The 14,730-nt window shown below is 43.0% G+C and carries 18 protein-coding genes; 16 read left to right on the top strand and 2 right to left on the bottom strand.

What is annotated here, in order from left to right:
- From JL57_RS31925 to JL57_RS31910, 4 genes are all read left to right on the top strand, one after another.
- Positions 1-303, top strand: a 303-nt coding sequence (locus JL57_RS31925) for a hypothetical protein (protein ID WP_034145897.1), incomplete at its 5' end; no start/stop codon positions are given.
- On the top strand, positions 272-475 hold the full coding sequence (locus JL57_RS31920; RefSeq protein ID WP_291299888.1) for a hypothetical protein: 204 nt from the start codon (positions 272-274) through the stop codon (positions 473-475). The genes JL57_RS31925 and JL57_RS31920, both read left to right, overlap by 32 nt.
- 352 nt (positions 476-827) lie before the next feature.
- On the top strand, positions 828-1,778 hold the full coding sequence (locus tag JL57_RS31915; RefSeq protein WP_291300833.1) for a LysR family transcriptional regulator: 951 nt from the start codon (positions 828-830) through the stop codon (positions 1,776-1,778).
- Positions 1,779-1,806: 28 nt separating this feature from the next.
- Positions 1,807-2,667 carry a nitrilase-related carbon-nitrogen hydrolase gene (locus JL57_RS31910; protein WP_034145896.1) on the top strand — a complete coding sequence of 287 codons (861 nt, stop codon included), beginning with the start codon at positions 1,807-1,809 and terminating at the stop codon, positions 2,665-2,667.
- A gap of 69 nt (positions 2,668-2,736) precedes the next feature.
- On the opposite strand, the gene JL57_RS31905 is transcribed toward JL57_RS31910, so the two are convergent.
- On the bottom strand, positions 2,737-3,045 hold the full coding sequence (locus JL57_RS31905) for a zinc-ribbon domain containing protein (RefSeq protein ID WP_291300832.1): 309 nt from the start codon (positions 3,043-3,045) through the stop codon (positions 2,737-2,739).
- 299 nt (positions 3,046-3,344) lie between these two features.
- Between JL57_RS31905 and JL57_RS31900 the strand changes: the two genes are divergently transcribed.
- The 11 genes from JL57_RS31900 to JL57_RS31855 all read left to right on the top strand — a co-directional run bounded on the left by JL57_RS31900 (position 3,345) and on the right by JL57_RS31855 (position 12,044).
- Positions 3,345-3,581, top strand: a complete 237-nt coding sequence (locus JL57_RS31900; protein WP_034145894.1) for a hypothetical protein — start codon at positions 3,345-3,347, stop codon at positions 3,579-3,581.
- Positions 3,582-3,895: 314 nt separating this feature from the next.
- Entirely contained in the window at positions 3,896-4,057 is a 162-nt protein-coding gene (locus JL57_RS36085) for a Flp family type IVb pilin (RefSeq protein WP_291300831.1), read from the top strand.
- A gap of 136 nt (positions 4,058-4,193) precedes the next feature.
- On the top strand, positions 4,194-4,715 hold the full coding sequence (locus tag JL57_RS31895) for a prepilin peptidase (protein WP_034145893.1): 522 nt from the start codon (positions 4,194-4,196) through the stop codon (positions 4,713-4,715).
- Positions 4,712-5,107: a TadE/TadG family type IV pilus assembly protein gene (locus JL57_RS31890; RefSeq protein WP_034145892.1), complete on the top strand. Its 396-nt coding sequence runs from the start codon at positions 4,712-4,714 to the stop codon at positions 5,105-5,107. Before JL57_RS31895 ends, JL57_RS31890 begins: the two co-directional genes overlap by 4 nt.
- Positions 5,108-5,149: 42 nt before the next feature.
- Positions 5,150-6,190 (top strand): Tad domain-containing protein, encoded by a 1,041-nt coding sequence (locus JL57_RS31885; RefSeq protein WP_291300830.1) that lies wholly within the window; start codon positions 5,150-5,152, stop codon positions 6,188-6,190.
- A gap of 88 nt (positions 6,191-6,278) precedes the next feature.
- Complete coding sequence (gene cpaB / locus JL57_RS31880) at positions 6,279-7,037, top strand: Flp pilus assembly protein CpaB (protein WP_034145891.1); 759 nt, start codon at positions 6,279-6,281, stop codon at positions 7,035-7,037.
- 15 nt (positions 7,038-7,052) lie between these two features.
- Positions 7,053-8,294 carry a CpaE family protein gene (locus tag JL57_RS31875; RefSeq protein ID WP_034145890.1) on the top strand — a complete coding sequence of 414 codons (1,242 nt, stop codon included), beginning with the start codon at positions 7,053-7,055 and terminating at the stop codon, positions 8,292-8,294.
- Positions 8,295-8,307: 13 nt separating this feature from the next.
- Positions 8,308-9,657: a CpaF family protein gene (locus JL57_RS31870; protein ID WP_034145889.1), complete on the top strand. Its 1,350-nt coding sequence runs from the start codon at positions 8,308-8,310 to the stop codon at positions 9,655-9,657.
- Between the two features lie 36 nt (positions 9,658-9,693).
- Complete coding sequence (locus tag JL57_RS31865) at positions 9,694-10,653, top strand: type II secretion system F family protein (RefSeq protein ID WP_291300829.1); 960 nt, start codon at positions 9,694-9,696, stop codon at positions 10,651-10,653.
- Between the two features lie 29 nt (positions 10,654-10,682).
- Positions 10,683-11,594: a type II secretion system F family protein gene (locus JL57_RS31860; RefSeq protein WP_034145888.1), complete on the top strand. Its 912-nt coding sequence runs from the start codon at positions 10,683-10,685 to the stop codon at positions 11,592-11,594.
- Between the two features lie 81 nt (positions 11,595-11,675).
- The gene (locus JL57_RS31855; protein ID WP_034145887.1) at positions 11,676-12,044 is read left to right on the top strand and encodes a DUF192 domain-containing protein; all 369 of its coding nucleotides are present in this window, start codon (positions 11,676-11,678) and stop codon (positions 12,042-12,044) included.
- A 1-nt stretch (position 12,045) separates the two neighbouring features.
- Here the strand turns inward: JL57_RS31855 and JL57_RS31850 are convergent, their stop codons facing one another.
- Positions 12,046-13,371 carry a M18 family aminopeptidase gene (locus JL57_RS31850; protein ID WP_034145886.1) on the bottom strand — a complete coding sequence of 442 codons (1,326 nt, stop codon included), beginning with the start codon at positions 13,369-13,371 and terminating at the stop codon, positions 12,046-12,048.
- A gap of 228 nt (positions 13,372-13,599) precedes the next feature.
- Between JL57_RS31850 and JL57_RS31845 the strand changes: the two genes are divergently transcribed.
- Complete coding sequence (locus tag JL57_RS31845) at positions 13,600-14,415, top strand: GNAT family N-acetyltransferase (RefSeq protein ID WP_291300828.1); 816 nt, start codon at positions 13,600-13,602, stop codon at positions 14,413-14,415.
- Positions 14,416-14,730: the final 315 nt, after the last annotated feature.

Here is a 14,730-nt window from a genome sequence, read left to right as displayed (position 1 = left end):
GTCAAACGTAGAAACTGGCAGCAGCGGATCAAGGAACAAACGGGTAAAGACCCGATGATATGTCCACATTGTGAGAATTGCTATGAATACAGGGGAGAAGTGTGTCTGAAAGACGGCCAATTGGAGATCAAATATGCCAGTGATGATACAGCAAAAAGCTACATGGAAAGGATGATTTACAATTTCACCGGTATCGAAGTCGCGAAACCCCAAAAAGAAGAAGAAAAGAGACCAAAGCTCAAACTTCAGGAGGATAGAGGAAAAGCAGGGTGTGATCAGTTATATATGTTTGGAGTGTCGTGAAAATGAGGAGATACCCTTAGACGTCGTTAGAACAATGGATGCGATGGATGATGGGGATTCCATGGTACCTCCACAGTTTAGTTGTGAGAAATGTGGTGGCACCATGTATCCGGAGTATTATAAGGGTCTTCATGGGAATGAGTATAAAATTACAGATGTCCTAGATGAATAAAAGGACCGAGGCGCAGCCGAGGTTTTTCTTACACTTCTTTATCCTAATCAGACTTTTATGTCCTTTCTAGTCTGCATCTTTCTGAGCAGAAAGTGTTTGTAGACAAAAATAGCGAGGATCTTCAAAGATTCCTTTTTTATTTTACTAAATATTGAGAGGCTATATGGCTAATAATTCGAACGAATGGTATTATAATAATAGTGGATGACTGAATTTATTTAAGCTCAATTAATATCCATCATCTTCTTAGACTATTGCACCTAAGGGCTTACTTATAGTTTCTCTTATGTGGAATATACAACTAATGTTAAGCATTTTAACTATAGGGGATCGAGGAAGGGGATACTTCATCATGGAACAACACCTTCTTGTATTTAAAGAGGTGGCAGAGACAAAAAATATCACTTTAGCAGCTAAGAAGCTTCACATGAGTCAACCCAGCATTAGTTTACAAATTCAAAATCTGGAAAACCAATATGGTGCTCGTTTTTTTGATCGTACTAATAAAGGGGTTACATTAACAAAAGAAGGTAAAATATTCTATGCGCATGTTCGGAGTGTCTTAGACATTTTAGCGAATGCTAAAGAACAGATCTGTGCACTCGCTAAAGATCAGAGAGGGCTGATTTACCTTGGTGCTACTCTAACGATCGGTGAATATATTCTTCCCAATATCTTAGCGTTTCTGTATAAAACTCACCCTGACGTAGACTTCAAAGTTAAAATTGCCAATACCGAATCAATTTCTCAAGATGTCTTGGAGAAGAAAATTCATATCGGACTGATTGAAGGACCTGTTCCCCAGCATAAGGACCTTAAAGTTGAAAACTTCTGGGAAGATGAGTTAGTCGTGGTAATCCCTAATTTTCACCCCTGGGCATCTAGAAAAAGCATTACCTTAACAGAACTTCCTCACGAGCGTTTGGTGACCAGAGAAGACGGATCCGGAACTCGCAAAGTGATGGAAATGGCTTTGAAAGAGAGAGGTCTTGATCCGGATCAATTGAACGTCACAATGGAACTAGGGAGTACTCAGGCAATCAAGCAATTGGTCTCAGCTGGATTAGGAATTACAATTATTTCATCCTTGACGGTTAGTCGAGAAGTGGATCAAAAGATATTCAAGACCTTAAAAATTCAAGAAGCTCCAATATATCGACCTCTTAGTATTCTGACGAATGCACGAACCACTCAGACTAAAGATGAGCGCATCTTAATCAATCTACTTCACGATCACAGATTACTATCGGAAGTATTGAGCAAAGACTATATCGAGTTAGAGGATCTCAATAAGCTAATTTAGCTCAAAGAGCAGGACGAGGACAGAGAGAATGAAAAAGGATTGTAGAATAGGACTTGTACAAATGGAATCATTTGTGGGACAGACTGAGCGGAATTATTTGACTATTACGCGTTTGGCTCAAACTGCCCAGAAACAGGAAATATCTCTGCTGTGCTTTCCAGAGTGTGCGCTTAATGGCTATTCGCCACAAGATGCGTTAGAAATTGGAGAATCTTTGGAGAGTTCTTGGATTAGACAGTTAAGAGAGTGCTCTGCTGACTTAGGACTTACTCTTTTAGTGGGTTTAGTTGAGCAAGTTTCTGAACACGATAAACCTTACATCTCCCACGTGATTCTTTCCCCGGGTGAGGAACCCGCTGTCTATCGTAAAGTGCATTTAGGACGAAGTGAATTAGACTTTTTTAATCCGGGAGACCACTTTCCAATTTTTAATGCACACGGAACAACCTTCGCCATAGGAATCTGTTGGGATTGGCATTTTCCTGAAACAGCGGCGATCTATTCTCTTAAAGGTGCTGAAGTTTTATTTGCTCCGCATGCATCCCCATTAGTCGCTGGGGATCGAAAAGAAATTTGGTTACGTTATCTTGGTGCACGTGCTTATGATAATTCTGTATATCTTGGGGCCTGCAATTTAGTAGGAAGTAATGGAAGGTCTAAAGAATTTAGCGGAGGCGCTTTAGTCATTGGCCCAAAGGGAGACCAATTAAATCAATCTGAGATGAGTGACGAAGGTATACTTGCTGCTACTCTTTCAGCTGATCGGATAAATCTCATTCGGCGTCCTGAACGATCTTCGATGCGAGATAGCTTTTTTCTCGCTGATCGACGTAAGGAGCTTTATCATGAACTTATTGAACTAGATATAAAGACAGGTAGACAAAAATAATAAACTATTCTTTAGAATGCAAAAACCTTTCCAGCAATTAAGCTTGGAAAGGTTTTTATTATTATCGATTTACCAATTGTTGCGTGCGCGAGGTTGATAGCAATCTCGGCAATATACTGGCTTATCACCAGAAGGTTGGAATGGTACAGTTGTTTCTTTTCCACAGGTAGCACAAATAGCTGGGAACATTTCGCGTGGTTGACGAGAATATCCTCCGCCACCGTTATTTCTGGTTTGTGCTTTTCTTGCCGCACGGCATTCAGGGCAACGACCAGGCTCATTAGTAAATCCTTTTTCAGCATAAAATTCTTGTTCTGATGCTGTGAATTCAAATTCACGACCACAGTCTTTACAAGTTAAAATTTTGTCATTAAACATAAAAAACCTCCGAAATTTTATTACCCGCGACATGGGAACTTCAGATAAATCTTCCCACACCCTTAGGCAATCGAGAAGGTTTGAGTAAATCCACAAGTACTCCGAGCATCTTAATTATAGCTAATTAAGATAGATTAGTCAATATTTTCCTTCAAATTAAAAACAAAATTTACCAGTTATTTAAACAGAATAGAAAATATTAAGGAAGTATCTGGTGTGTAAATAAAGTAGTGATTTATCGCATAACATTAAGCCAATAGACATTTCAAAGAATTCAGGCAAGATGGGGGATAAGCAAAATGGAGCACTACAATTGTGAGACGTTACCAGATCGTATCCTGGGCATGCAAAGACTTGAGGACTTATTCAACCAGAACGGTTATATAGTCTGCCAGTCTTCAGGAGAAAAAATATATAACTTTGAGATGATCGTTGCGATCTTTATACCTCTTGGAGCAGAACGTGATCAAGTCATGGCTGTTCATAGGGATCATGCGACAGCCTTTATACAGAGCTGTCTATTGACACTTCATTAGTAACAATATTTAATATGAATTTAGTTTCTAATCTTAAGGTAGGGCTGTACTGGGCCCTACCTTGTTTGAGCTTAGCAAAAGGTTAACTCGGTCCTTTCCCACGCTAACAATTAAGGAGTCGGTATTCAAAGTAATGAAAAATGTAAAGGATACATACCGCTGCGAAATCAACGCCTTATATAAAGGTAATTAAATACAGGGACTAAGGACTAGGACTATTTCTTCTTAGATCGTGACTAATGCCTTATGTTCGATCGAGAGTTGCGGCGCTATAATAAAAACACGAAACACAGAATATAAAGGAGGATTATCAGATGAAAGAAAAGTTAATGGGACTACTTAGAGATGAAGAAGGTCAAGGGATGGTCGAGTATGGGTTAATTCTTGGTCTGATATCAATAGTCGCAATAGTTGCAATTGGTCTTATAGGCCCAAAAGTTAAAGCGTATTTTGATAATGCCAATAATGCAATGTAAGCACTAAGCTTTACTACGAACTAGCAAATGATTCCATTTTATGACAGTAATTATTATCCTTATTAGTATACTAGCTTTAATTCCAGAACCCTACTGGCCGCAGTAGGGTTCTTTATGCAAAGAAGGGGGAGACGGAATGGGAGTGTATGAGGTTGCTCTGGGTTTAACTTTAGGCATCGCTGCTTTAACAGACTGGCGTGAACACAAAATCTATAACAAACTGCTTGTTCCCGCTTTTTTGATTGCACTTCTGCTCAATACGTTTCAAGGTGGGATCTCTGGCTTGACAAGTAGTCTTTTTGGAGCAACTCTTGGTTTTGTGTTACTGCTTCTTCCGTATCTCATGGGTGGGATAGGAGCGGGGGATGTGAAGTTTCTAGCGGTAATTGGATCTTTTGGTGGTGCTTCGTTTGTTCTAACTAGTTTTTTTTATGGAGCTGTTATCGGAGGACTCATCTCGGCCTTTCTACTTGCTCGCCACAAGGTGCTAGTTACTACACTGATGCACTTTCTGTTCTTTTTCCCAATTTTACAAAAACCCAAACATTTTAGCGAAGCCATGAATACCGTAGGACAAGAAAAATTCCCCTACGGAATCGCGATTGCTTTAGGAACCCTGATTGCCTTGTTTTTACCATTGAGAGGTGGATGGTCATGATTCGAAAGCTCAGGACAGGAGAACATGGTCAAGCTTTAGTTGAGATGGCTCTTGTCTTGCCGCTGTTTTTATTGTTACTGTTTGGAGTAATTGAGATGGGACGCATCGGCTACGCTTATATTACGGTTAGCAATGCCGCAAGGGAGGGAGGGCGGGTGGCAACCATTGGAGGAACTGATTCAGAAATAAATACTTCTGTCCAAAATGCTGCAACTTCTCTCGATCCCGCGAACTTAGTGATCAATATAACACCGAATCAAGCTCTACGTCTATCTGGTCAAGGTGTGACCATCCAAGTCTCTTATCCGGTACAATTAGTGATTCCAATCATCAGTGCTGTGATACCTAATCCGGTTGTTGTAAGTTCTAGCATTGTTATGCGACTCGAATAGAAAATACCCAAGTGTCCATTTCTGAACGAAGGAAGGATGGTCATGGTTCAAATAAAATCATATTACCCTCAGGAACGCGGGAGTGTTGTCGTGCTGGTTGCTCTGACCTTAACCGCCCTTCTCGGCTTCTGCGCCATTGTAACAGATATCGGGTTATTGTATGCCCATAAGGCCAAGCTGCAGAATTCAGTGGATGCAGCAACACTCGCTGGGGTACAGGAACTCCCCAATGATCCCAGCCTTGCGGAACAAAGAGCGAGAGATTATGCGACACAAAATGGGGCTCCTGCTGTTACCGTTTCCTTTGAGGCGAATAACGCCAAAATTATTGTTCAAGCCTCCAAGCAAGTGCCTACTTATTTCGCTCGAATTTGGGGGATTACCGAAAAAAGTATTTCTGTATCCTCCAAGGCTATGATGGTTCCACCGCTAGGACTGTTCGGAGCCGTTCCACTTAGCGTCCAGGAACAAGGCTTTATTTATGGACAGAAGTATGTCCTCAAATCTGGAGGAGGGTCTGGAACCACAGATTGGTACCTTGATGAGGATAAGAATAATAGCGTGAAGAAACATGGAGACGAGTCTGGAGCCTCCGGCTGGTACGGCGCCTTGGAACTCACAGGTACTGGTGCCAACAATTATGAATCGGATTTGGCCAACGGGTATCAGGGAACGCTGCGAGTGGGACAAATTCTGGATGTCAAACACGGAAATATGAGTGGGCCGACGGCAGATGCAATTAACACTCGCTTAAGTCGCGATACACGCCTACCTAAAAATACAATCGACCATCATGATCGAAATGCTCCTCAGATCGTGTATATCCCTATTGTCAAGATTATTTCTGAAAGTGGTAATTCCATTCATCAAGTGCAAATTGTTGGATTTGCTGCTTTCTTCCTAGAAGGGGTTGCCGGAAACGGAAATGATTCGGTCGTAACCGGTTGGTTTATCCAGACACTCGCCTTAAATGGCCATTCTTCGGACAACCTAGCGGATTTATTAAACACAGAACAGGCTATGGAGAATGGAGTAGCTAGTAATGATTTCGGATTATACACACCGAAACTGATCCTTAATTAACCCGCATCTTCTTCTGACACAAACTTGAAGAATGCCAGTCTAATTAGCATAGTAAAAGTGATGATTTGTATACTGAGAGGTGATCAACGTGCAGCGAAAAGGTTTTTTTCTCCTGGCTCTGATTTGTGGACTGATCGCAGCAGGATCAATGTATGTTTATCTAAACAGTTTGACTAAAAATTCAACCACCGTTCTTAAGCCTTTAGTGATCGTGAAGACAAATATTCCCGCTCGAACTGTCATAGACGCCAGCCAGTTGGTGGTCAAGGATGTTCCGAGCCATGGTTACCCCCAAGGGGGTTATTCGACGATCCAAAATGTTGTGGGCTCGGTGGCCCTGTTGAATCTCTCAGCCGGAGATTTGATCGTAAGTACGATGCTCGAACGTCAAAATTCTCAGCAGAATACGAGTAATGGGATTTCCACAGGCAGTACAACCGCTCTAACAGTGCCGGACGGAAAAAGGGCAGTCGCGATTCCGATTAATCTAGTAAGTGGAGTTGGCTATTCATTAAAACCTGGTGATCACGTCGATGTTCTTGTGACGATGGATATTAAAGACTCGTCCGCAAATTCGCAGGCTGTGACAGTGACCAGTCTGGCTGCTCAAGATGTTTTAGTTTTGAGCGTGGGAGAAAGTATCGGTGAGGATAAAACCAAGGGTGATGCCACCAAATCTCACACATTAGCACTCAGTGTGCCCCAAGCGATGGCGGTCACCCTCGGCAGTGAAAAAGGTAGTCTTCGTTTATTATTACGTAACCCAGCAAATACGGACATTAGGCAAGATACTCCGATTAACGGGTATGTGTTTATGGATACTAACTATATTAACAACTATAAATAAGTAAGGAGGGCTGATATGAAACGCATCAGCGTCTTAATCGTGGACGATATCACCGACACTAGGGACAGCATCAGGCGGCTTCTCCAGTTTGAAGATGATATAGAGGTCGTCGGTGAAGTAGGATCCGGATCTGAAGCGATAATTTTCGCGGAAGGAAAAAGGCCGGACATTATTTTGATGGATATTAATATGCCCGAAATGGACGGAATACGGGCAACTGAGCTCATAGCCCAACGCGTTCCTGGAAGTTCTGTGATTATCATGTCAGTACAAGGGGAACAGGCATATTTGCGTCGGGCCATGATGGCTGGAGCTAGAGAATATATTGTCAAGCCCTTTACGGGTGACGAACTGGCTAGTGTCATTGCTAAGGTCTATGAAATGGATCGTATCAAAAAGGAAGTTATGGGAGAACAGCCCAAAGTGTTCCTCGACCCTAAAAAACGAAATGGAGAAATCATCTCCTTCTTTAGTACCAAAGGTGGGGTCGGAAAAACGACCTTGGCTACTAATCTGGCTGTTCAATTGGCCAATACAGGTAAATGGCGGGTCCTCTTAATTGACCTTAACCTCCAATTTGGTGATGTTGCAGTCTTCTTAAACCTTGTTCCTAAACGATCAATTGCTGATTTGATCGAATCGGGGCCCATTAAATTTTCCGAGATCCAATCTTACTTTTTGAATCATTCATCGGGTCTTCAAGTGTTAGCGGCCCCAACCCGCCCAGAATATGCCGAACTGATTACGGCTGAGCACGTAGAACAAATTCTTAGCGAGGTGAGACCAAATTTCGATTTTATAATTTGTGACAATGTCAGTCGGTTTGAAGAAGTGGGTTTGGTGACCTTCGATATTGCAACTCAAATTTGGCTTATTGTGGCCATGGATGTACCAACCCTTAAAAATGCTAAACTTAGCCTCGAGGTTATCGAGGGGCTTCATCATACTCCCAAAGTTCAAGTTGTTCTTAACCGTACCAGTAAAGAAATGGGCATGGATCCCCGAGATGTGGAAAAAAGTCTCAATACTAAAATCAGCTATGAGATTCCGAGCGACGGGAGAGCTTTGGTGTCCGCGCTCAATCAAGGTGTGCCTTTCGTAACATCATACCCACAAAGCAAGGCTTCCGAAGCAATTCGAACCATGGCCGGAAGACTCACTTCATCGGAAATTGTCGACCCAAAGCCTAAGCAAAAGGAACAAGAGCGACGAATTCAAAGTCCCATAAAGCAGCTGCGTAGGGTGTTCGGATTTTAGGGAGGGATGAGCAATGTCGTTGCTTAAACGTTTAGAGAAAGAAAAGATTCAACCTCATGAGGAATCTAGGAATGAGCTACGAACGGTTCGTCCTACTTCAACCAATGATCCCTGGCGTGAGTTTAAAAGCACAGTGCATCATGAAGTAATCCAAGCTTTAGATAAGATCAACACCCAAGACCTCAATGCTGAGACACTACACCCGATTATAGAACGTACACTTGATGCGCGGGCTGATGTTTTGGGGTTAACCCCTCCTCGCATGGAACGTCAGCGCCTAGTACAAGAGGTTATGGATGAAATCTTGGGATTTGGTCCGATTGAACCACTACTACAAGACCCTAATGTCAATGAAATCATGGTTAATGGACCTCACCAAGTCTATGTTGAAAGGAAAGGCAAACTTGAGCTGGCAGGGGTCACATTTTACGATGATGCACACGTCTTGCATATTATTGAAAAAATCGTTGCTCCTTTAGGGCGGCGCATTGATGAAAGTCAGCCTATGGTCGATGCTCGTTTACCGGATGGCTCCAGGGTTAACGCGATCATTCCTCCACTGTCCCTAAATGGTCCGATCCTTACTATTAGGAAGTTTTCTAAAGTTCCCTTTGGCATGGAAGACCTAGTAGGCTTTGGGACATTAACTACGGAGATGGCGGAATTTATCGATGCTTGTGTCAAAGCCCGCTTAAATGTCATCGTCTCCGGGGGGACGGGTTCAGGGAAAACAACAACCCTAGGTGTAATTTCCGCGTTTATTCCGGAAGATGAGCGCATTATTACAATCGAAGATGCGGCTGAACTACAACTGCGTCAAACCCATGTCGTCACTCTGGAAACTCGCCCAGCCAACATGGAGGGTAAAGGGGCGATAATGATCCGAGATCTTGTGCGTAATGCTTTGCGGATGAGACCAGAACGGATCATTGTGGGCGAAGTTCGCAGCGGGGAAGCTCTGGATATGTTACAGGCTATGAATACGGGTCATGATGGCTCCCTGACCACTGGGCACGCTAACACTCCGCGCGATATGCTCTCCCGACTAGAAACCATGGTGTTGATGGCCGGGATGGATCTGCCTGTTAGAGCAATACGTGAACAAATTTCCAGTGCCCTAGATGTCATCGTCCAACAGAGCCGCTTGAGAGACGGAAGCCGGAAATTAACCCATATCACCGAAGTTCTAGGAATGGAGGGGGATGTGATTGTGCTCCAAGACATTTACCGTTTTGAGCAAACAGGAATTGACAAGCATGGTAAAGTTCAAGGGCATTTCCGGGCGACCGGAATTCGGCCACATTTTGTTGATAAACTAATTGCTGCAGGGCAGATTCTTCCGGATACTATATTTTCCAATTAATAGTTTCCTTAATAATCTCATGTAAGGAGGGCGAGTATGCTTAATGGGATGGCTCTAACCATCATACTCATTTCGGTAGTCGCCAGTTTTCTAACAGTTTACCTCGCAATTCTTGCCCTTCCACGCCGTGCAGAAACCCTCGAAGCAAAACTTCAACGGTTTACAGCCTTGCGAATTCCGATCAAAAAAGGGACAGATAAACGAGACCTAATACAACTGCTGGCGCTCTTAGGTCGTCACACTCCCCGTCGCTGGAGCGAACGATTGGACCTTGAACTGATTCGGGGAAACATTCCCCTCAAAGGTGGAGAATTCTTGGTCCTCCAAGGTCTTTTGCCCGTTTTCTTTTTCCTGATTGGCAGTATACTCTCGCAAGGAATATATGTTGGGACTCTGTTTGCTGTCGTTGGGGGGGCGCTTCCTAGGATATGGCTAAAATCTGCTCAAAAGAAAAAACGCCGTCAATTTAACAATCAACTAGCGGATGCCTTGCTGGTTTTGGCCAATTCCCTCCGTTCTGGTTTTAGTCTCTTACAAGCCATGGAAATGGTCAGCCAGGAAATGCCTAATCCTATTTCTGGAGAATTTCAACTTGCTTTGCGAGAAATGACCTATGGAACTGCCACAGAAACAGCCTTGACCCATTTATCTGAACGAGTCGGCAGCGATGTCTTAGACCTGCTCGTAACGGCTATGCTGATTCAGCGCCAGGCTGGAGGAAACTTGGCCGAGGTACTTATGAATATTCATGCCACAATCCAGGGGCGCCTTCGCATCCAGCAAGAAATTAAAACACTCACCGCTCAAGGTCGGATTTCTGGATATATTATCGCCATTCTGCCGTTCGGAATTGCTGTTGTTCTGAGCGCGATCAATCCGAGCTACCTTTCCGTACTGTTTACCAATCCGACTGGATTGGCTATGCTTGCAGGAGGGCTGATCTCTCAAATCATAGGGTTTTTGATTATCCGAAAAATCGTTACGATCGAGGTTTGAGGTAACTATGAACAAGGGAGTGAGCCACTATGTTATTATCCATTATTTTATTCAGTGTATTTGGTACCATTTGTTTTACGCTGATCGGGATTTTCTTTGGAAAGCAAGAAATTAAGGCCCAAGAACGGATTTTACGGGCACTAGGTCAGGGAGAAATCAAATTCGAAGCAGATAAACGCTCGCTTAAAGAGCGGTTGCTGCGCCCGATGCTCTACCAATTTGCACAGCGCTTATCACGCCTAGCTCCTAAAGGAAAACCGGAACGCACGACAGAGCAACTGAGTGCTGCAGGATTGTTAGGCCAATGGGCAGAGGTTGAATGGAAAGCTTTACAGTATGCACTGAGCTTATTACTTGCGCTTCTCCTTTTTGGGATGTTTTCATTCATGAATAGTGGACTTTTAACCAGCTTAGAAATGGGGATCATCGGCTTCTTAATAGGTTATATCTTTCCTAATTCCTGGTTGAAGCAGAAAGCAAAAAAGCGGCAAAAGGAAATCCAGCATACTTTGCCCGATGTTCTCGATCTTCTAACCGTAAGTGTGGAAGCGGGCCTTGGGTTTGATGCTGCCTTACTCAAAGTTGTAGAGAAACAAAAAGGGGTCCTGGCGGAAGAATTCCTGAGGGTTTTGCAGGAAATTAAGATGGGACGCCCACGCAGGGAATCTCTGCGCGACTTAGCAAGGCGTAACAAACCGGCTGAAGATCTTAGTAATGTGGTTGCTTCACTCGTACAAGCAGATCAATTAGGGATATCCATCGGTTCAGTTCTGCGTAATCAAGCCAAACAAATACGGCAGAAGCAGCGGCAACGAGCAGAAGAAAAAGCCCAAAAGGCCCCTGTTAAAATGATGATTCCTTTGGTTTTTTTCGTCTTTCCAAGCATATTCATTGTTGTTCTGGGACCTGCTGTTATCCAAATTATTGAAATATTTAAGTAATTTAGTGAACGGAAAACCTACTCATGACCTAGGAGACTTCGGCTGATGAGTACTTTAAGCAAAACAGGAGGGAAGCGAAGGATGAAATCAGGGCATTTGCGTAACCTACGAACTGGGGAGATCGTTGGAGAGTGTGTCATTAAAGCAGACTCGTTTTGGCCTCGTTTTAATGGACTGCTGGGACGCACATCTTTGGCACAAGGAGAAGGGCTTTGGCTCATGCCGTGTCAGCAAGTTCACATGTTAGGTATGCAGTTTGCAGTTTCTGTTTGGTTTTTAGATAGCACAGGACATGTATGTGAGCTGATAGATGAACTACTGCCCTGGAAGGTTTCACCCTATATTCGTGGGGCTCGAAGTGTGATTGAGTTTCCGGTAGGGTGGGGAAACTCAACTAAAACACTGCTCGGGGACAAATTAAATTGGCAAGAAAATATACTCTATGGCTAGTCTACCTATTAGGTGTCCCATAGAATTTCGAAAACACCTTGGCTATAGCCAAATGGTCTTTAACCCCCCCGAGCTCGCGAACTGAATGCATGGCTAAGACCGGATTTCCGACATCCACAGCAGGAATATCAAGGTGTGTACTAGAAATAGGTCCTATGGTTGATCCACCTCGTTCATCAGAACGATTAACAAATATTTGAACGGGGACTTGGGCATTTTGACAGAGGGTTGTGAACACTGCAGCCGTTTCTGCATCAGTTGTGTAACTTTGGTTAGCACTTATTTTTAGCACAGGGCCGCCATTGAGGATAGGATGATTGACTGGATCGTGCTTTTCTACGGCATTGGGATGTAGAGCATGGGCCATATCAGCAGAAATGAGGAAAGAGTGTGCCAAAGCTTGAAAATAAGCCTCTCGGCCTTTTTCTTGTGCTAAGAGGATTCGTTCTAGGACATGAGATAGAAAGGGAGATGCCGCTCCTTGTTTAGAAGTACTGCCACATTCTTCATGATCAAAGCAAGCTAGTACATTGGTCATTAAGGAAGGTTCTGACTTAGCAAGGGCCCAAGCCCCGGCATGGACCATTGCTAAGTCATCAAGTCGTCCTGAGGAGAGATACTCTTGCTGGAGTCCAACAAAACTGCCTTGTATAGTTTCAAAGAGAAAGAGATCAAAATATAAGATTTCTTCTACAGGACAGTTCAATATTTCGGCAAGATGATGAACCAAGCGCTTATCGTTCTGTAAATCATCCGAAATTTGAGACAATAAGGGTAGCATATCTTTTTGTTTATTTAATTCAATTCCTTCATTAATCTTGCGATTCAAATGGATGGATTGATTAGGTATCACCAGCAAAGGGCGTTCACTGTTGTAGAGTTTAATTTGTGGATTAAAGGGAGTCTCACCACGCAGGATTATCCGGCCTGCCAATGATAGCGGTCGGTCCAGCCAAGTATTGAGAATGGGACCGCCATAGGCTTCCACGTTTAATTTGAGATAACGCCCTTCAACCTGGATTTCGGGAATTGACTTCACACGGAAACTGGGACTGTCAGTGTGTGCTGCAATAAGGTGAAAACCATAATCCTCCAATCCACCTAAGCCGATTGTGAAAGCGATCAAGGCAGAGTTATTGCGGCTTACAAAATAGTTCCCACCTGGAACCAAGGACCATTTATCTTGAAGTGATAACTCCTGAAATCCTTGTGGGATAAGGATTTTCTTTACGCTTTGCACAGCATGGAAAGCAGACGGGCTCTGATCAATAAAATTAAGCAGTTCTTGGGCAAACATCCGTTCCTCATCAGTAATAAATGCAGTCATATTATCTTACACCTTTCAAAAGAATTTCATCGTTAGTCGAAGGAGTTCCCTAAATCAGAGTTTAGCTTAGGAAGGAATCTCAGATTTCATCTTTATTCTCCCCGCAGAAAGGACATTCCTTCCTAAACTATTATAATGGTATAATTGCTTAGCAGGAAATTTGAACTCCCTTACAGAAAGATAAAAGCAGATATCTTAGGATCGATATCCATGAATGGGAGAAAAAGTTTGAAAAACTATAGGTTAGCATCACTGGAACATACTAATCATTGTGAATTGACAGAGATTTGGAACCGCTGTTGGCAAGGATATTACTATAATATGTCATTTTCCGATGAGCAAATGAGAGTTTGGCGTGATCTAAGTCAAGCTTCATTAGAGAATTCGATCGGCATTTATGTTGATAATCAAGTCGTCGGATTTAGTTTGCTATCTGTGGACGGAAGTGATGGATGGATCGCTGCGGCCTGTATTGACCCTGATTACCGATGCCAAGGGTTAAGCGAAGTTTTAATGAGAACTCAACTCGATCGTGCATCACGCCTTGATCTTAAACGGGTTTACCTTGAGGTATTGGAACAAAATCACGCACTCAAGGTTTATCAGTCCGTAGGCTTTGCTCCTGTGCGTCAACTTAATCTCTACAGCACACAAGTTAGAACTGACTATCATAATAGTGCTTCGAGAATAATTCCTCTAAGATCAGTTCACGTAGATTTATACTTTGAAAACCGTAGTCGTGCCTTTAAGCCAGCTTGGCAACGAAGGGAAGATTACCTTAGGCGTCATATTAATTATTTTGCAGTTCTGAATATGTCAGGAACCGCGGGCGCCATGTTTGCAGGGGAGAAAAAGGACATTCTGATTGACGTTTGGAGTGCCTCTGCTGCTGGCGCCGCTGAGCTGATTTCTGCTCTACTTCAACGGTCAAATGACCCGTTTTCCTTGATAAATCAGCCTAAGGATTGGATTTTTGCGTTTCTTTGTACGAAGAAAATATTGCCGAGTGCAATACAATTAGAAATGTGCATTCAGGTGACATAAATACTTGTTGCAGCGCATAAGATAGTTGAGTCCCTAAGTTTAGCGGAAATACGGGTCGTTTTTGTTAAACAATTGGCAAACAAAGTTTTTTAATAAAGTTTTTCATAGTTCTTGAAATTTTTGGGATTCAGGTATATAATATTAAGATAACCCAAAAAAATACGAAAGGAAATAATCTCTATGACAAAAGAACAATTAATGATTAATGCGATTTTGGAGTCCGTGGGACTTGAATCTATTAAGTCTGCACCAACCCAAAGGCAAGCCCATGAAGAAGGATAAGTAGTTACAGAAAGGGTGCGGTATTTTGACCCG

The organism is Desulfosporosinus sp. BICA1-9 (genome assembly GCF_000802135.1).
This window is presented reverse-complemented; position numbering and strand designations above follow the sequence as displayed.